The 17,565-nt window shown below is 68.1% G+C and carries 18 protein-coding genes; 11 read left to right on the forward strand and 7 right to left on the reverse strand.

Translation table 11 applies throughout. The features are described 5' to 3' along the window. Positions 1 to 403: 403 nt before the first annotated feature. Together ACO2RV_RS15860 and ACO2RV_RS15865 are read right to left on the reverse strand one after the other, a co-directional pair. The gene (locus tag ACO2RV_RS15860) at positions 404 to 607 is read right to left on the reverse strand and encodes a DUF1737 domain-containing protein (protein ID WP_423294691.1); all 204 of its coding nucleotides are present in this window, start codon (positions 605 to 607) and stop codon (positions 404 to 406) included. A 43-nt stretch (positions 608 to 650) separates the two neighbouring features. Continuing rightward, a complete protein-coding gene (locus ACO2RV_RS15865) occupies positions 651 to 1,550 on the reverse strand; it encodes an HpcH/HpaI aldolase/citrate lyase family protein (protein ID WP_423294693.1) in 900 nt (299 codons plus the stop codon). 154 nt (positions 1,551 to 1,704) lie between these two features. On the opposite strand from ACO2RV_RS15865, the gene ACO2RV_RS15870 reads away from it, so the two are divergent. Together ACO2RV_RS15870 and ACO2RV_RS15875 are read left to right on the forward strand one after the other, a co-directional pair. Continuing rightward, the gene (locus tag ACO2RV_RS15870) at positions 1,705 to 2,874 is read left to right on the forward strand and encodes an NAD(P)/FAD-dependent oxidoreductase (RefSeq protein WP_423294695.1); all 1,170 of its coding nucleotides are present in this window, start codon (positions 1,705 to 1,707) and stop codon (positions 2,872 to 2,874) included. A gap of 10 nt (positions 2,875 to 2,884) precedes the next feature. Further along, positions 2,885 to 3,637: a DUF429 domain-containing protein gene (locus tag ACO2RV_RS15875; RefSeq protein WP_423294697.1), complete on the forward strand. Its 753-nt coding sequence runs from the start codon at positions 2,885 to 2,887 to the stop codon at positions 3,635 to 3,637. Between the two features lie 42 nt (positions 3,638 to 3,679). Here ACO2RV_RS15875 and cysC read toward each other — a convergent pair whose 3' ends face one another. Continuing rightward, positions 3,680 to 5,617 carry an adenylyl-sulfate kinase gene (cysC, locus tag ACO2RV_RS15880; RefSeq protein ID WP_423294699.1) on the reverse strand — a complete coding sequence of 646 codons (1,938 nt, stop codon included), beginning with the start codon at positions 5,615 to 5,617 and terminating at the stop codon, positions 3,680 to 3,682. A 10-nt stretch (positions 5,618 to 5,627) separates the two neighbouring features. Next, a complete protein-coding gene (gene cysD, locus ACO2RV_RS15885; protein ID WP_423294701.1) occupies positions 5,628 to 6,434 on the reverse strand; it encodes a sulfate adenylyltransferase subunit CysD in 807 nt (268 codons plus the stop codon). Between the two features lie 151 nt (positions 6,435 to 6,585). On the opposite strand from cysD, the gene ACO2RV_RS15890 reads away from it, so the two are divergent. The 7 genes from ACO2RV_RS15890 (at position 6,586) to cysW (ending at position 12,845) form a co-directional block, all read left to right on the forward strand. Beyond that, positions 6,586 to 6,894 (forward strand): DUF2849 domain-containing protein, encoded by a 309-nt coding sequence (locus ACO2RV_RS15890; RefSeq protein ID WP_423294703.1) that lies wholly within the window; start codon positions 6,586 to 6,588, stop codon positions 6,892 to 6,894. A 34-nt stretch (positions 6,895 to 6,928) separates the two neighbouring features. Further along, positions 6,929 to 8,584, forward strand: coding sequence for a nitrite/sulfite reductase (locus ACO2RV_RS15895; RefSeq protein WP_423294705.1), 1,656 nt, complete (start codon positions 6,929 to 6,931; stop codon positions 8,582 to 8,584). Next, entirely contained in the window at positions 8,571 to 9,071 is a 501-nt protein-coding gene (locus ACO2RV_RS15900; RefSeq protein WP_423294707.1) for a DUF934 domain-containing protein, read from the forward strand. Before ACO2RV_RS15895 ends, ACO2RV_RS15900 begins: the two co-directional genes overlap by 14 nt. A gap of 8 nt (positions 9,072 to 9,079) precedes the next feature. Continuing rightward, complete coding sequence (locus tag ACO2RV_RS15905; RefSeq protein ID WP_423294709.1) at positions 9,080 to 9,805, forward strand: phosphoadenylyl-sulfate reductase; 726 nt, start codon at positions 9,080 to 9,082, stop codon at positions 9,803 to 9,805. Positions 9,806 to 9,979: 174 nt separating this feature from the next. Continuing rightward, the gene (locus tag ACO2RV_RS15910; RefSeq protein ID WP_423294711.1) at positions 9,980 to 10,999 is read left to right on the forward strand and encodes a sulfate ABC transporter substrate-binding protein; all 1,020 of its coding nucleotides are present in this window, start codon (positions 9,980 to 9,982) and stop codon (positions 10,997 to 10,999) included. Between the two features lie 152 nt (positions 11,000 to 11,151). Continuing rightward, the gene (cysT, locus tag ACO2RV_RS15915; protein ID WP_423294922.1) at positions 11,152 to 11,994 is read left to right on the forward strand and encodes a sulfate ABC transporter permease subunit CysT; all 843 of its coding nucleotides are present in this window, start codon (positions 11,152 to 11,154) and stop codon (positions 11,992 to 11,994) included. Then, entirely contained in the window at positions 11,991 to 12,845 is an 855-nt protein-coding gene (gene cysW, locus ACO2RV_RS15920) for a sulfate ABC transporter permease subunit CysW (protein WP_423294713.1), read from the forward strand. Before cysT ends, cysW begins: the two co-directional genes overlap by 4 nt. A gap of 8 nt (positions 12,846 to 12,853) precedes the next feature. On the opposite strand, the gene ACO2RV_RS15925 is transcribed toward cysW, so the two are convergent. Both ACO2RV_RS15925 and hisE read right to left on the reverse strand, forming a co-directional pair. After that, positions 12,854 to 13,435: a YqaA family protein gene (locus ACO2RV_RS15925; RefSeq protein ID WP_423294715.1), complete on the reverse strand. Its 582-nt coding sequence runs from the start codon at positions 13,433 to 13,435 to the stop codon at positions 12,854 to 12,856. Positions 13,436 to 13,548: 113 nt separating this feature from the next. Continuing rightward, positions 13,549 to 13,998, reverse strand: coding sequence for a phosphoribosyl-ATP diphosphatase (gene hisE / locus ACO2RV_RS15930; protein ID WP_423294717.1), 450 nt, complete (start codon positions 13,996 to 13,998; stop codon positions 13,549 to 13,551). 268 nt (positions 13,999 to 14,266) lie between these two features. On the opposite strand from hisE, the gene ACO2RV_RS15935 reads away from it, so the two are divergent. Together ACO2RV_RS15935 and ACO2RV_RS15940 are read left to right on the forward strand one after the other, a co-directional pair. Continuing rightward, the gene (locus ACO2RV_RS15935; RefSeq protein ID WP_423294719.1) at positions 14,267 to 15,694 is read left to right on the forward strand and encodes a D-alanyl-D-alanine carboxypeptidase family protein; all 1,428 of its coding nucleotides are present in this window, start codon (positions 14,267 to 14,269) and stop codon (positions 15,692 to 15,694) included. Between the two features lie 61 nt (positions 15,695 to 15,755). Then, complete coding sequence (locus ACO2RV_RS15940; protein ID WP_423294721.1) at positions 15,756 to 16,898, forward strand: CobW family GTP-binding protein; 1,143 nt, start codon at positions 15,756 to 15,758, stop codon at positions 16,896 to 16,898. Positions 16,899 to 16,907: 9 nt separating this feature from the next. On the opposite strand, the gene ACO2RV_RS15945 is transcribed toward ACO2RV_RS15940, so the two are convergent. Next, positions 16,908 to 17,537 (reverse strand): CAP domain-containing protein, encoded by a 630-nt coding sequence (locus tag ACO2RV_RS15945; RefSeq protein WP_423294723.1) that lies wholly within the window; start codon positions 17,535 to 17,537, stop codon positions 16,908 to 16,910. Positions 17,538 to 17,565: the final 28 nt, after the last annotated feature.

Genomic DNA, 17,565 nt, shown 5'->3' on the forward strand with positions numbered 1-17,565 from the left:
CCTTAAGCGGTCGACAGTTTTCCCGCCGGCGACTGCCGGTCCGAAGACCTCGTCTCTGTCGGGAGCAACCAGAGGAGCGTCAGCACCGCGTCAGCGGCGCGCCCCGTCGATGGCCGCTTTATAGGGGGACCCAGCCGAACCTGTCAACGCCCTTCGCAAAAGAAAAATGACGGCGCCCGCGGCTTTGGATAACTCGTTCGCGTATCGTCAGAAAGGCTTACCTATCAATGCGTTAGCAAGGCTGACCTTTTTCGCCCGGCCTCGATCCGCCGGCTTTTGGCGCGTCCGAGGGCGGAAAAATTCGCGTCCCGCCCTCCGGAAAAATGCTCGTTTCGACGCCATCCGGCGGGTCGAACTGACCATCAAATGACCTGTCGAATCATGTGTTCGCAAGGCTTTGCGCTCAGTGATCCGACAATACGACGTCCTCCGACCATTCGCCCTCGACCTCCTTCACGATCGCCTGGCCGCAGATCACCCGGCCCTTCACGGGATCGAAAGTCAGGGTCGGCGGGCCCTGGAGTTGCCAGCCTTTGTTCAGCGCAGCCGAAACCCGCTTGCAGAAGGACACGTCGTCCGGGCCGGTGAGGTAGCGGTAGAGCTTCATGATGATTCCTGCTTTGCGTTGTCGTCATCCCGGATCTGCCGGGCTATCCCCGCGCCTCGATCGCGTCGGCGAGCGCCACCCGCTTGCGGGCGATGTCGGCGTGCATGCGCTCATACATGCGCCCCTCGATCTGAAGCACGCCCTTGGCGGCATTCTCCGGCCGGTCGAACACCTCGATCAGCATGCGCGCCTCGGCGATCTCCTCCGGCGGCGGGATGAAGGCGGCGTTGCACGGCTCGATCTGGGTCGGATGGATCAGCGTCTTGCCGTCGAAGCCGAGATCGGCCGCCTCGTTGCATTCGCGGGCAAGGCCGCCGAGATCGCGGAAATTGTTCCACACCCCATCCAGCACCTCGACGCCGCCGGCGCGCGCGGCGAGCACGCAATGCGACAGCCAGGCCTGCATCGGCGCCCGCCCGGGCACGATGCGCGCGCCGGTCTCCTTGGCGAGATCGTTGGTGCCGAGCACCAGCACCGCCAGCCGCGCGACCGGGTTGGCTCCGGCGCGGGCGATGTCGAGCGCCCGCAGCACGGCGAGCGGCGTCTCGATCATCGCCCACAGCCGGAGCGAGGCCGGCGCGCCGAGCGCCTCCAGCCGCCGGCCGGCCGCCAGCAATGTCTCGGGGTCGGCAATCTTGGGGATCAACAGCGCGTCGGGGCCCCTGCCGGCCGCGCTGGCCTGCGCGAAGCGGGCGAGATCGTCCCAGAACCACGGCGTGTCGGCGCCGTTGACGCGGACCACCACCTCGCGCGGGCCGAAGCCGCCACGGGCGAGATCGTCCGCGACCTGCTCGCGCGCGCCCGGCTTGGCATCCGGCGCCACGGCGTCCTCGAGGTCGATGATGATGCCGTCGGCGGCGAGGCTGCGCGCCTTCTCCAGCGCGCGGGCATTGGAGCCCGGCATGTAGAGAACGCTGCGACGTGGTCGGACAAATGAGGACATGATTCGCTCGGCTAATTGGCAAACGCCCGATTGAAGCCTATCCGGCTGCATGGGGAACTGCCAACGGGGCATTGCCGGCCGGCGATGCGCTCCGGAGGCGTCAGCAGACTGGCACGGCCAGCGTGTGAGAGGGTCCGTAACGGACGCGCAGATCATGGACGACAATTTCGAAGTGCTCATCGTCGGCGGCGCCATCATGGGGGCGGCTGCGGCCTATTTCCTCACCCTCGATCCGGCCTTCAGGGGACGCGTCGCGGTGATCGAGCGCGACACAACCTTCGCGCAGTCCTCGACCACTCTCTCGGCGGCTTCGCTGCGCCAGCAATTCTCCATTCCGGAGAACATCCGCATGTCGCTGTTCGGCCTCGACTTCATCCGCAACGCCAAGGAACGCCTCGGCGCGGATGTCGATCTCGGCTGGCACGAGGGCGGCTATCTCATCCTCGCCAGCGCGGCCGGGCGCCCCATTCTGGAGGCCAACCACCGCGTGCAGCAGGCCGAGGGCGCGGACATCGCCCTGCTCGATCCGGACAAGCTCAAGGCCACCTTTCCCTGGCTGAATGTCGAGGACATCGTCGCCGGCGCCTATGGCCTTTCCGGCGAGGGCTGGTTCGACGCCCACGCCTTCCTCGGCGGGCTGCGCGCCACGGCGAAGGCGCAGGGCGCGGTGTTCATCAATGGCGAGGTCGTGACGATCGAGCGCGAGGGCAATCGCATCACCGGCGCCACGCTGGCGGACGGGCGGCGCTTCGGTTGCGGCGCGCTGGTCAATGCGGCGGGCCCGCAGGGCGGACGGGTTGCCGGCATGGCCGGTATCGGTCTGCCGGTCGAGGGCCGGAAGCGCTGCATTTTCGTCCTGCACTGCCGCACCGAACTGCCGCGCCTGCCCTTGCTGGTCGATCCCTCGGGCTTCTGGATCCGCCCGGAAGGCGCCTACCAGATCTGCGGCACGCCCGAACCGGAGGAAGATCGCGATCCCGGTGACGACTTCGAGGTCGACTGGCCGCTGTTCGAGGAAACGACCTGGCCGAACCTCGCCCACCGCATCCCGGCAATGGAAGAGATCAAGATCATCCGCGCCTGGGCCGGCCATTACGAGATGAATCTCCTGGACCACAACGCGGTCATCGGCCCGCATCCCGAGATCGGCAATTTCTACTTCATGAACGGCTTCTCCGGCCATGGCCTCCAGCAGGCGCCCGCCGCCGGCCGTGCCATTGCCGAATGGATCACGAGGGGTCGCTCGGTCTCGCTCGATCTCGATGTGTTCGGCTATGAGCGCATCCTCGCCAAGCGCCCGCATGCGGAGCTGAACATCATCTAGGGGGGCGTCGATGCGCGTCGCCGGCGCGGACGGGTGCAAGGGCGGCTGGGCGGTGGTAATCGTCGAGCCGGACGGCACCGCCCGTGCCGAGCGTGTGACGCGGCTGGCCGAGCTGTTCGACCGTCCGCTCCGCCCGGACACCCTCGCCGTCGACATGCCGATCGGCCTGCCCGAGCGGATCGAGGCGAAGGGGCGTGCGCCCGAGCGGCTGGTGCGCCCGCTGCTCGGCCAGCGCCAGTCCAGCGTGTTCTCCATCCCCTCCCGCGCGGCGGTCTATGCCAGCGTGGACGCGAGCGTGCCGGAGCCGGAGCGCTACCGCCATGCCTGCGCGGTTGCCCGCGCGACGTCCGATCCGCCGCGCGCCGTGGCGAAGCAGGGCTTCGCCATCTTCCCCAAGATCATCGAGATCGACCGCTGGCTGCGCGACAATCCCGCGCTCCAGCCGCATGTGCATGAATGCCACCCGGAGGTCAGCTTTCAGGCGATGAACGGGGGAATCCCGCTCGGCATCGCGAAGAAGGTGAAGAACGCGCCGCACCGACCGGGTCTTGCGCTCCGGCGCGACCTGCTGGAAGCCGCCAGTTTCCCGGCCGCGCTCATCTCGGCCTTCAAGGCGCGCGAACTCGGGGTGGGCGAGGATGACCTCGTCGATGCTTGCGCCGCCGCCTGGACGGCAGGGCGCATCGCGCGGCGCGAGGCGATCAGCTTCCCCTCGCCGCCCGAGCGCGATGCCTTCGGCCTGCCCATCGCCATATGGGCGTGAGCGGCCGCACCGGGGCCCCTCACCCCCGATGGACGGATTGCCCTACAGCCCCGCGTCGTCGGCGATCGCCGCGTAGCGGTGGAACACGCCGTTTTCCGCCAGCATCGTCTCGATCCGGTCGACGGCCGCCGTGGCGTCGAGCTTGTCGGTCTCGATCACCAGTTCCGGCGCCGCCGGCACGTCATAGGGCGCGTCGATCCCGGTGAAGCCGCGTATCTCGCCGGCGCGCGCCTTGGCGTAGAGCCCCTTCGGGTCGCGCGCCTCGCACAGTTCGAGCGGCGCCGAGACGTGGATCTCGAAGAAGCGGGAGCCGATGATCTCACGCACCCGCGCCCGCGCCGCCGCGGAGGGCGACACCGCCGCCACCAGCACGATGTGCCCGAGATTCTTGAGGAAGTTCGCCACCTCCGCGAGGCGCCGGTTGTTCTCGGCGCGGTCGGCGTCGGAGAAGCCGAGATCGCTGTTGAGTCCCGCCCGCAGCGTATCGCCGTCGAGCAGCGTCGCGAGGCCGCCACGGTTGAACAGCCGCCGCTCCAGCGCACGCGCCAGCGTCGACTTGCCCGACCCGGACAGGCCGGTCAGCCAGACCACCGCGCCATCATGGCCGAAGCGGCCGATGCGCTCGTCATTCGACATGGCGGACGACACCGGCGTGATGTGGCGCGCCTCCGGCGTGTGCGCCGCCTCGCCGTCGAGCACCGAGATGACGAGGCCACCGCCGGCGATGCGCCCGCCGATCTCCAGCGCCACCCGGCCGGTGCGCGCGTTCAGCCCGTGCGGATCGGCGGCGATCGGGCGGGACAGCAGCAGTTCGATCTCGCCGACCTGATTGCGGCCGATGCGCTTGGATTCGAAGCTGGAGAGATGGCCGGGATCGACCACCTCGTGCACCACCGCGACGGTGGCGCGCGATTCCGACGTGGCCAGCCGGGCGATCAGCGTGGTGCCGACCTCCAGCGCCTCCTCGGCGAGCCAGAACAGCCGCACGCGGATACGCCGCGTGGCATGCGGGCGCGCGGTCGGCAGCGAGAGGATTTCCCCGCGCTCGACGAAGATCTCGCGGTCGAGCGTGAGGGCGGCGGCGGCACCGGCCTTGAGGGCCTTCACCTCCTGCCCGGCGGGCGGCACCGGCCAGCTCTCGATGGTCTTCACCACCGCTGTCTTGCCGGAGGGCTGGAAGACGATCTCGTCGCCCACCTTCAGGCTGCCGGTCTCTATGCGACCGGCGACGATGCGGCGGTCGTCGAACTTGTAGACGGCCTGCACCGGCATGCGCAGGGCGAGGTCCTGCGGCGCGCGCGCCGGGTCGAAGCCGTCCAGCGCCTCCAGCACGGTCGGCCCGCCATACCAGGGCGTGCGCGCACCGCGCTCGGCGACGCCGTCGCCCTCGCGGGCGGAGATCGGGATGACCGTGCTCGTGCGCACGCCGAGGCCCGCGAGATAGGAGGTGATTTCGCTCTCGATGGCGCGGAACACCGCCTCGTCATAACCGACGCGGTCCATCTTGTTCACCACCACCGTCACCTGCTTCACCCCCAGGAGGTGCAGCAGATAGCCATGCCGGCGGGTCTGGTCGCGCACGCCCTCGGCGGCGTCGATCAGCAGCAGCGCGGCATCGGCCTGAGCCGCGCCGGTGATCATGTTGCGCAGGAACTCCGCATGGCCCGGCGCGTCGATCAGGATGATGTCGCGCGAGGGGGTGCGGAAGCGGATCTGGCTGGTGTCGATGGTGATGCCCTGGTCGCGCTCGGCCTGCAGGCTGTCGAGCAGGAACGACCATTCGAACGGCATGCCGCGGCGGGCGGAAATCGCCTTCAGATGCTCCAGCTTGGCGGCCGGTATGCCGCCGGTCTCATGCAGCAGGCGGCCGATCAGCGTCGACTTGCCGTGGTCGACATGGCCGACGATGACGATGCGCACCAGCGGACGATCGGCAGCGGCGACGGCGGGAACCGCGAAGGGGGTGACATTTGTCGACATGGCCGACCTCTCACAGATAACCGGCGACGCGGAGCCGCTCGAAAGAGTCTTCGGATTCATGATCCATGGCGCGGCCGGAGCGCTCGGGCACCTTGGTGGTGGCGAGTTCGACGAGGATCTCGTCGATGGTCGCGGCCTCGGAGGCCACCGGGAAGGTGATGTCCTGGTCGCCGAGCGAGCGGTAGCGCTTGCCGTCCTTCGAGAAGTACAGCGGGATGACGGGAATGTTCTCCCGCTTGGTGTAGGCCCAGATGTCGAGCTCGGTCCAATGCAGGATCGGGTGGACGCGCAGATGCGCGCCGGCCGGCAGGGTCGCGTTGAAGTGATCCCAGAATTCCGGCGGCTGCTCGCGCACGTTCCAGTCGCCCTCCAGCCCGCGCGGGGAGAACACGCGCTCCTTGGCGCGGGTCGCCTCCTCGTCGCGGCGGATGCCGGCGACCAGCGCGTCGAAGCCGTATTTCTCCAGCGCCAGCTTCAGCCCTTCGGTCTTGCGCGCGGCCGAGCGGGTGGCAGGGGGAAGCGTGGGATCCATCTGTTCCAGCGGCGGGCACGGGTCGACCCTGAGATCGAGCCCCCATTCGCCCGCGTAATGGTCGCGGAACGCATACATCTCCTTGAACTTCTTGCCGGTGTCGACATGCAGCACCGGGAACGGCACATGGCCGAGGAACGCCTTCCTCGCCAGCCAGATCATCACATTGGAATCCTTGCCGAGCGACCAGAGCAGCGCCATGCGCTTCATCCGCGCGAAGGCCTCGCGGAAAATGTAGATGCTCTGAGCCTCGAGCTCGTCGAGCCGGTCGTCGGCAGTGGACATGGTGAGAACCCGGTTTGTGACGCCCCCGAGCCTAGTACATATCCCGGCCGGAGACTAATTACACGTTTTTTTCGTGCATTTAATTCTTTTGCACGTTCTAAATTGGTGTTATGCACGGCTCATCCATCCGTCAACAGGAATTTAGCGTGCCATGGTCGCCCCGCAGCAGCAGAAACTGAAGGTCAACGGGCCCGTGGCCGTGACCGCGAACCGGCTGACCGACGGGGCTGTGGTGTGGCGTACCAGGGACGGCGGCTGGTCGGTCGATCTCGCGGACGCCGCCGTGGTCACCACGTCCGATGCCGCCCTGGCCCTGCTGTCCGGCGCTCTGCAACGCGACATCGACGCGGTCGGCGCCTATGTCGCCCCGGTCGAGCTGGGCACGGATGGCTCGGTTCTGCCGGGCAATCTGCGCGAGCGCATCCGCGTCGACGGCCCGACCTTCGAGCTGCCGCACTGAACCACTCTCACGACGCATAAGGCGAAGCCCGACGATGTATGTCTATGACGAATTCGACCGCGCCTTTCTGGCCGAGCGTGTCGCCGAGTTCCGCGACCAGGTCGAACGCCGCCTGTCCGGCGCGCTGAGCGAGGATGAGTTCAAGCCGCTGCGGCTGATGAACGGCGTCTATCTGCAACTCCACGCCTATATGCTGCGCGTCGCCATTCCCTATGGCACGCTGTCCTCCGACCAGCTGCGCCGCCTCGCTTATGTCGGGCGCACTTATGACCGCGGCTACGGCCACTTCACCACGCGGCAGAACATCCAGTTCAACTGGATCAAGCTGGAAGACCTGCCGGACGCCATGGCGGCGCTGGCTGAAGTCGGCGTGCACGGCATCCAGACCTCGGGCAACTGCATCCGCAACGTGACCACCGACCAGTGGGCCGGCGCCACCCCGGAAGAGTTCGACGACCCGCGCATCTGGGCGGAGATCCTGCGCCAGTATTCGACGCTGCATCCCGAATTCACCTACCTGCCGCGCAAGTTCAAGATCGCCATCACCGCCGCGCCCAAGGACCGGGCCGCCATCAAGGTGCATGATGTGGGCCTGCGCCTGCACCGCAACGAACAGGGCGAACTCGGCTTCGAGGTGCTGGTCGGCGGCGGGCTCGGCCGCACGCCCTTCGTCGGCAAGTCGATCCGCGCCTTCCTGCCGGCGCAGCACCTGCTGAGCTACATCGAGGCGATCATGCGCGTGTACAATCAGTACGGGCGCCGCGACAACATCTACAAGGCGCGCATCAAGATCCTGGTGCACGAGATCGGCGCCGAGGAGTTCTCCAAGGCGGTCGAGGCCGAGTGGGAGGCCACCCGCGAGGGCGCGCTGCACCTCACCGACCACATCGTCGCCGATATCCGCTCGCGCTTCCTCTATCCCGCTTTCGAGGCGCGGGAAGACCAGCCGGCCGCGCTGGTCGAGGCGCTGAAGGATGAGCGCTTCGCCACCTGGTACGCCAACTCGGTGCACCGCCACAAGGTGCCGGGCTACGCGATCGTCACCGTCTCGCTCAAACCCATCGGCGCCCCTCCGGGCGATGCCACCGCCGACCAGATGGACGTCGTCGCCGACCTCGCCGACGATTACGGCTTCCGCGAGATCCGCGTCGGCCACGAGCAGAATCTCTGCCTGCCGAACGTCGCGCAGGCCGACCTGCCCGCGCTGTGGCGCCGGTTGGAGGCGGCGGGTCTCGCCACGCCGAACGTCAACCATGTCAGCGACATCATCGCCTGCCCCGGCCTCGACTATTGCGCGCTGGCCAATGCCCGCGCCATTCCGGTGGCGCAGGAGATCGCCAAGCGCTTTTCCGACCTCGACCGCTCGCGCGGCATCGGCCGGCTGCACATCAACATCTCCGGCTGCATCAATGCCTGCGGCCACCACCATGTCGGCCATATCGGCATTCTCGGCGTCGAGAAGAACGGGCAGGAATTCTACCAGATCACGCTCGGCGGGCGCGCCGACGAGAACGCCCAGCTCGGCACCCTGCTCGGACCTGCCGTGCCCTATGAGCAGGTCCCCGGCCTTATCGAGGATGTGGTGGACACCTATATGGAACTGCGTGCCGGCCCGGACGAACTCTTCATCGACACGGTCGGTCGGCTCGGCGTCGAGCCCTTCAAGGAGCGCGTCTATGCCGCTCATTGAGAATGGAACCATCATCGAGGACAGCTTCGTTCGCGTCAGCGACGAGGACGCGCTGCCCGAAGGCGTACCGGTGCTCATCGGCGTCGACCGCTTCCTGAAGGAGGCCGAGGCGCTGAAGGGGCGGCAGACGCCGGTCGGGGTGATCTGGCCGAACAACCGGCCGATCGGCGAGATCGAGCCCTTTCTCGGCCAGCTCTCGCTCATCGCCCTCGTCTTCCCGATCTTCCGCGACGGGCGCGCCTACAGCCAGGCCCGCCTGCTGCGCGAACGGCTCGGCTGGACCGGCCCGATCCGCGCCATCGGCAACGTGCTGCGCGACCAGTTCCTGCTGATGGAGCGTTCCGGCTTCGACCAGATCGAGGCGGTCAAGCCCGCCGACGCCGCCGCCTTCGACGAGGCAGTGCATCGCTACACCGTGTTCTACCAACCCGCCACGGACCAGCGCCCGAGCCTGTTGCGCCAGCGCCTCGGCCGCGTCGCCCCCTGAAGGTCGACATGAGTACGTTCCAGTCCGACGACATCGGCCTCCTGCGCGACGACATCGCCGCGCTCGACCGCGCGCTGGCGAGCGCGGAACCGACCGAGATCATCGCCGCCGCCGCGGAAACGGTGGGGGCGGGCAAGCTCGCCCTCGTCTCCTCCTTCGGCACGGAATCGGCGGTGCTGATCGCCTATCTGGCCGAGGTCGATCCCTCGATCCCGGTGGTGTTTCTCGACACGGGCTGGCTGTTCGAGGAGACGCTGGCCTATCGCGACACGCTCACCTGCCAGCTCGGCCTCACCGATGTGCGCACCATCCTGCCGGATGCGGCGCGCCTCGCCGAGATCGACGGCGAGCGCGACCTGTGGTTCTCCGATCCCGATGCCTGCTGCCGCATCCGCAAGGTCGAGCCGCTGGCTCGCGCATTGGCGGGCTTCGACGGCTGGATGAACGGGCGCAAGCGCTATCAGGGCGGGCAGCGCGCCGCGATCCCGGTGGTCGAGCGCGACGGGACGCGGCTGAAGTTCAACCCGCTCGCCAATCTCGACCGCGCCGAGGTCGAGGCGGCGCACAGGCGCTTCAACCTGCCCGCGCATCCGCTGGTCGCCAAGGGCTTCAACTCGGTCGGCTGCATGCCCTGCACCAGCCGCGCCGCGCCGGACGAGGATGTCCGCGCCGGCCGCTGGCGCGGACGCGCCAAGACCGAGTGCGGCATCCACACCCTGCTCAACACCCTCTGATCCAGGCCTTTCGCGGGAATCCCGCCAGGCTCGGCACCCGGATTCATGACCGGAAATCAGCGATAAATATAAAATCTATTTTATATGTAGATTTTATATTGACCACACCGGCATCGCGTGGAAATCTTCTCCTCGACATTCATCGGCGCGCCCGCGCCGTCGGGAGAAGCCACCATGTCGTTCCGTTTCAGACCAGCGGCCGCCGCCGCCCTCATTGCCGCACTGGCGGCCCCGGTCGCCCTCGCGCCGGTCGCCCGCGCCGCCGACGTCAGCCTGCTCAACGTGTCCTACGACCCGACCCGCGAGCTCTACCAGCAGTTCAACAAGCTGTTCGCGGCGACCTACAAGGCAGAGACCGGCAAGACCGTCGAGATCAAGGCCTCGCATGGCGGCTCGGGCAAGCAGGCGCGGTCGGTGATCGACGGGCTGGAGGCCGACGTGGTCACGCTGGCGCTCGCCTATGACATCGACGCCATCGCCGACAAGGGCTTCCTGCCGCAGAACTGGCAGAAGCGCCTGCCGGACAACTCCTCGCCCTACACCTCGACCATCGTGTTCCTGGTCCGCAAGGGTAATCCCAAGGCCATCAAGGACTGGGACGATCTGGTGAAGCCGGACGTCAAGGTCATCACCCCGAACCCGAAGACCTCGGGCGGCGCCCGCTGGAACTACCTCGCCGGCTATGCCTATGCGCTGAAGAAATACGGCTCCGACGAAAAGGCCCGAGCCTATCTCGCCGCGCTGTTCAAGAACGTGCCGGTGCTCGACACCGGGGCGCGCGGCTCCACCGTCACCTTCACCGAGCGCGGCGTCGGCGACGTACTGCTCGCCTGGGAGAACGAGGCGTTCCTGTCGCGGAAGGAATTCGGCGACGACAAGTTCGACATCGTCGTTCCCTCGCTCTCGATCCTCGCCGAGCCGCCGGTCACCGTGGTCGACAAGACCGTCGACAGGAAGGGCACCCGCGACGTCGCCAATGCCTATCTCAAGCTGCTCTACAGCAAGGAAGGCCAGAAGCTCGCCGCCGAGAACTTCTACCGCCCGCGCGATCCTGAAATCGCCAGGCAGTATGAGAAGGTGTTCCCGAAGGTCGACCTCGTGACCATCGACGACCCGATCTTCGGCGGCTGGCGCAAGGCGCAGACCACCCATTTCTCCGATGGCGGCGTGTTCGACCAGATCTATTCGAACTGAGCCTTCCACTCCCATTTCCGCACCTGATCGGCGACCCCGATCCTGGCGCCGGGCCTGTCCCACAGGCCCGGCGTTTGCCATAAGATGAAGCTTCCGGGAGCTGAGCCTTGAGTGAGATGACGCTGGATCGAACGACACTGGCGGGAACCGGGATGCCCGGCGCGGCCCGCCGGCCGCAATCCGTCATTCCCGGCTTCGGCCTTACCCTCGGCCTGACCCTCCTGTGGCTCTCCCTGATCGTGCTGCTGCCGCTGACCGCGCTGTTCTTCAAGACCGCCGAGCTGACGCCGGAGCGCATCTTCAACATCCTCACCGCGGCCCGCACGCTCAACGCGCTGAAGATCTCCTTCGGGCTGTCGCTGGTCGCCGCGACCATCAACCTGTTTTTCGGCGCCGTCATCGTATGGGCGCTGGTGCGCTACGAGTTTCCCGGCCGGCGCATCCTCGACGCGCTGATCGACATTCCCTTCGCCCTGCCGACGGCGGTCGCCGGCATCGCGCTCACCACGCTCTATGCCGAGAACGGCTGGGTCGGCTCCTGGCTGGCGCCGCTCGGCATAAAGGTGTCCTTCACCCCGCTCGGCATTCTCGTCGCGCTCATCTTCATCGGCCTGCCCTTCGTGGTGCGCACGGTGCAGCCGGTGCTGGAGGATCTCGACCACGAGCTGGAGGAAGCCGCCGCCACGCTGGGTGCCGGGCGCTGGACCACCATCCGCCGCGTCGTGCTGCCGGCGGTGCTGCCGGCCTTCCTCACCGGCTTCGCCCTCGCCTTCGCCCGCGCGGTCGGCGAGTACGGCTCGGTCATCTTCATCGCCGGCAATCTGCCGAACGTGTCGGAGATCGCCCCGCTGCTCATCGTCATCCGGCTGGAGGAGTTCCGCTACGCCGACGCCACCACCATCGCCGCCACCATGCTGGTCGCCTCCTTCGCCCTGCTCTTCGTCATCAACGGCCTGCAACGCTGGTCGCAAAGCCGCACCGGGAGGGCCTCATGAGCGCGCCCCGCAGCCATGACGGCGTCCGCGCCGAGCCGGCTGTCGTCAAATGGGCGATCATCGCCCTTGCCGGCCTGTTCATCGGCCTGTTCATCCTGCTGCCGCTGATCAACGTCTTCGCCCAGGCCTTCAGCAAGGGATGGGAAGCCTATTCGCTGGCGCTGGTGGAGCCGGACGCGCTCGCCGCGGTCAAGCTGACCCTCATCGTCACCGCCATCGCGGTGGCCGCCAACACCGTCATGGGCCTCGTCATGGCCTGGGCGATCACCAAATTCTCGTTTCGCGGCAAGAGCCTCCTGATCAGCCTGATCGACCTGCCGTTCTCCGTCTCGCCGGTCGTCGCGGGCCTCGTCTTCGTGCTGCTGTTCGGGGCGCAGGGCTATTTCGGACCCTGGCTGTCCGATCACGACATCAAGATCATCTTCGCCTGGCCCGGCATCGCGCTGGCGACGATCTTCGTCACCTTCCCCTTCGTGGCGCGCGAACTCGTCCCGCTCATGCAGGAGCAGGGCACGACCGAGGAAGAGGCGGCCGTCACGCTCGGCGCCGGCGGCTGGCGGGTGTTCTCCCGCGTCACCCTGCCCAACATCAAATGGGCGCTGCTCTATGGCGTATTGCTGTGCAATGCGCGCGCCATGGGCGAGTTCGGCGCGGTGTCGGTGGTCTCCGGCCATATACGCGGCGAGACCAACACCATCCCGCTACAGGTCGAGATCCTCTACAACGAGTACCAGTTCCAGGCGTCCTTCGCGGTCGCCTCGCTGCTGGCCCTGCTCGCCATCGTCACCCTGCTCGCCAAGACCGCGCTGGAGAGCCGCGTCCATTCCCGCCGCTCGCGCGGGGGGCATTGAGCCGGGCGTCAGAACAGATACACCGCCACGACAAAGCCGCCGACCAGCACCACCGCGAAGACGGCCGTGACGAGGCCGAGCCGTTCCTCGATGAAGGTGCGCGCCGTGGGGCCGATCCAGTAGAGCAGGCCCGCGACCATGAAGAAGCGCAGGCCGCGCGTGATCGCCGAGAGCACGACGAACCAGAACAGGCTGTAATGGGCGAAGCCCGAGGTGATGGTCACCACCTTGTAGGGGATCGGCGTCAGCCCCTTGATCAGGATGATCCAGTGCCCGTAGCGCTGATAGGCCTCGGTGAAGGCATCCACCTTGGCGCCGTAGCCATAGAGCTGGATCAGGAACATCCCGACCGATTCGTACAGCAGCGCGCCGATGGCGTAGCCCAAAAGGCCGCCAATCACCGAGGCGAGCGTGCACAGCCCGGCATAGAACCAGGCGAGCTTGGGCCGCGCCAGGCACATCGGCACCAGCATCACGTCCGGCGGCACGGGGAAGAACGAACTCTCGGCAAAGGAGACGGCCGCCAGCGCCCAGGGTGCGGACGGGCGTTCGGCGAGATCGATGACCCACTGATAGAGGCGGCGCAGCATGGCGGTGTCCGGAAGGCGTTGGGCAGGGAGGCGGGAGCGGCCTATAGTGGCCGGAAGACGCCGTTAGAGCATTTCGCGCGCGGCAGGAACACCCGATCGACGCGAAAGCCGCGCTATCGACGTCCGCCGCTCCGCCCGGCACTCGCCTCGCCGCCGGGATCCGCCGCCTCGCGCCGGGCCGCGCCGAGGAAATCGGCGGGCAACTCGTCGGCGAACAGGTCGCCCGACAGGAGGCCGCCCGCCTTGCCGCCCTGTTTCGGCAGCTTCTCGGCCATGCCCATCAGTTCCTCGCGCCGGCGCATCTCGGCCCAGATGTCCTCGGGGTCGATGCCGAGTTCGACCCACAGCACGACGAGATTGTAGATGAGGTCCGCGCTTTCGCGCACCGCGCCGGCACTGTCGCCGCCCACGGCATCAAGCGCGACCTCCACCGCCTCCTCCGCCACCTTCTTGGCGATGAAGTGCCGTCCCCTGGCGAACAGCTTGGCCGTGCGCGGCGAGGGGTTCTTTCCCCTGCGCGTCGCGACCACGGCAGCATGGAGGCGGCGAATCGAATCAGTCATTAACCGTGATTCTAATCCCGCCTTCATGAACGCGCCGTGTCGGTGCCCCGATGGCGGAGCGGGACGCGAACGGCATTGAAGCTGCGGACGGCAGGACTATGCTGCGGCGCACAGGACGGCGCGTCCGCTCGCGCCGAAATGATCCCATGGCGGGCATAGGTGGTTCTCCCGCTTTTGATCCGTCGCCACAAAACGGGTATGCAATGCGCAGCATGGAATGCCCTCCGGGCCTTCGCGGCTGAATGCAAGCTCGAAACGGAATCGACGCGTGACGCGCTTCTCTCTCTCCCGCACCGGCAACGTCTTCGCCGCCACCTGGACCCGCCTCGGCCTCGCCGCGTTGCTGGCGGCACCGCTGGCGTTCGCCGCCGTCCCGGCCGCAAAGGCCACCCCGGCGCTGGTGATCGAGGTGGACAGCGGCAAGGTGCTGCTGGCGGAGGATGCCACCAAGCCGTGGTACCCGGCCTCCGTCACCAAGCTGATGACCGCCTATGTGACCTTCAAGGCGATCCGCGACGGGCGTATCACGCCGGAGACGCTGGTCACCGTCACCGAGACGGCGGCGGCGCAGGCCCCGTCCAAGATGGGCTTCAAGGTCGGCACCCAGGTCACCGTCGACAATGCGCTGAAGATGATGCTGGTGAAGTCGGCCAACGACATGGCCGTCGTGCTGGCGGAAGGCGTCGGCGGGAGCTTTCCCGCCTTCATCGCCGAGATGAACGCCTCCGCGCGCGAACTCGGCATGGACGGGACCCATTACGACAATCCGAACGGCCTGCCCTCGCCCGGCCAGATCACCACCGCCCGCGACCTCGCCATTCTCGCCCGCGCGCTGCTCACCGAATTCCCCGAGCGCTCGGACATGTTCCGCATTCCCGCGATCAAGCTCGGCAATGCGGTCATCCGCAACTACAACAAGCTGATCGACAGCTATCCCGGCGCGGACGGCATGAAGACCGGCTTCATCTGCGCCTCCGGCTTCAACCTCGTGGCCAGCGCCCGGCGCGGCGACAAGCATGTGCTCGCCGTGGTGCTCGGCACCTCCTCCGGCCGCGCCCGCACCGAGCAGGCGGCGCTGCTGCTGGAAAAGGGCTTCCAGCATTCGTGGAAGATCTTCGGCGCCGTCGCCCCCACGCTGGATTCCCTGCGCAATGAGGGCGGCCCGCCGACCGACATGCGCGCCCAGGTATGCGGCGGCAAGCGCAAGAACACCGCCTCGGAGGACGACGACACCCCGTCCACCGCCTCCAGCTTCGTCGCCGCCGGCATGGGCGAACTGGGCGACAACGTCACCGGCGCCAGCCTGTTGCAGAAGCTGCCGCCCTCCATGCCGCCGGTCGAGGTGTGGGTCGGCCCGTTCCCGAGCGCCGAGGCGCTCGCCGCCGCCTATCCACCGCCGCCGGCGCAGAAGAAGCCGCCGACCGCGAAGAACAAGGGCAAGAAGCCGGGTCCGCAGACCGCGATCATCGACACCACCGGCACGACGCCGCCCGATGCGGCGCCGCCCGATGCGGCGCCGCCCCCCTCCCCCACGGCCAAGCCTGCCGCGAAGCCCGCGGCCAAACCGGCGGCGAAGCCTGCCGCCAAACCCGCGGCAAAGCCGGCAACCAGCGCCTCGGCGGCTACGGCCAAGCCATTGCCGAAGCCGGCGCCGGCCCCCACCTATCCGACCGTGCCCCCGCCGCCCCCACAGTGAGGCGTCGGAGCATCCGGTCCCATTTCTGCGGCGCGCCGGCGCGCGTCTGGAAAGCTGAATCATGAGCGAGACCATCTCGGGCGAGAACACTCCTCGCCGGCCGGAACCCATTCCGGTCACCCTGCTCACCGGCTTTCTCGGCGCCGGCAAGACCACGCTGCTGAACCGGCTGCTGCAGGATCCCGGCCTTGCCGATACCGCCGTGCTGATCAACGAGTTCGGCGAGATCGGCCTCGATCACCTGCTGGTGCAGCATTTCGACGATGCGACCGTGCTGCTCGCCTCCGGCTGCCTGTGCTGCACCGTGCGCGGCGACCTCGTCGAGGGGCTGGAGCACCTGCTGCGCCGCATGGACAACGGCGTCATCCCGCCGTTCCGACGCATCGTCATCGAGACCACCGGCCTCGCCGATCCCGCGCCGATCCTGCATGTGCTGATGATGCATCCCTATCTGGTGATGCGCTTCCGGCTCGACGGCGTGGTGACGGTGGTCGATGCGGTGAACGGCAATGCAACGCTCGACGAGCACCCTGAATCGGTGCGCCAGGCCGCCATCTCCGACCGCATCGTGCTGACCAAGACCGACCTCGTCGACACGCCCGAGCGCGAGGCGGCGCTCAAGCCGCTGCTGGCGCGGCTCAAGGCGCTGGCCCCCGGCGCGCCGGTGCTCGACGCCGCGCGCGGCGAAGCGACGCCGGCGGCGCTGCTCGATGCCGGCCTCTACGACCCCGCCGCCAAGATCCCGGACGTGTCGCGCTGGCTCGCCGACGAGGCGGTCGCGGCGGCGGAAGCCGAGGCGCGCGGCCACGCGCATGACCCCAACCGCCATGACGACCGCATCCGCGCCTTCACGCTGGCGCACGACCCGCCGGTGTCGGCGGCGGCGATCGACATGTTCCTGGAGCTGGTGCGCGGCACGCATGGCGCCAAGCTGCTGCGGCTCAAGGGCATCGTGAAGCTGGCCGAGGATCCCGAGCACCCGCTGGTGCTGCATGGCGTGCAGCATGTGCTGCATCCGCCGAGCCAGCTGCCCGCCTGGCCGGACGAGGACCGGCGCACCCGCCTCGTGATGATCGTGCGCGATGTCGAGCCGGCGGTGATCCGCCGGCTGTTCGAGGCGTTCATGGGACTGCCGGCGCCGGACCAGCCCGACCGCGTGGCGATGACCGACAACCCGCTGGCGCCGGCCACCCTGCGCCGCTGAACGCCGCCGCTACTGCGGCATCTGCACGCCGTTGAACAGCAGCTGCGTGCTGCCCGGCGCCGGCGCGGCCGCCGGGGTGGGGGCAGGCGTCGCGGCACCCTGCTGCGCGGCCTCCACCTTCGGGTCCGGCACGCCGAGCACCATGGCCCAGTACACGCTGTACTTCGAGCGCGGCGCGCGCACGGCGGCGATGCCGAGCCGGGTCACGCCCGGCATCAGCATGTTCTTGTTGTGCGAGGGGGAATCGCGCCAGCCGGAAAACGCCTCCGCCAGCGTGTGGTAGCCGGCGCCGACATTCTCCGCCGCCTTCAGCCCGGAAAAGCCCGCCGCCTTCAGCCGCACCAGCAGCGAGCGTCCGCCAATGTCGTGCGAGAGCTGGTCGGCGGCCGCCATGGACTTGGCCTGCCGCTCGGCCACCGCCATCAGCGTCGGGTCGATCGTCACCGCCGGCAGGCCGCGCGCCTGGCGGTAGTCGCTCAGCAGCGAGGCCGCCGCCTGCGGGTCCAGCGTCCCGCCCTTGGCGATGTTCGCATAGAAGGTCTCGTTGACCGGAACGCTGGTCGGCGCGGCGGCGCAGCCGGCGATCAGCAGCGGCAGGAGCAGGGCGGCGGCAAGGCGCTTCGGCGAGAAGGCGGGCATTCGGGGTCTCTGGGTTCGAAGAAACATG

Source organism: Ancylobacter sp. VNQ12 (genome assembly GCF_049445835.1).
Taxonomy (GTDB): Bacteria; Pseudomonadota; Alphaproteobacteria; order Rhizobiales; family Xanthobacteraceae; genus Ancylobacter.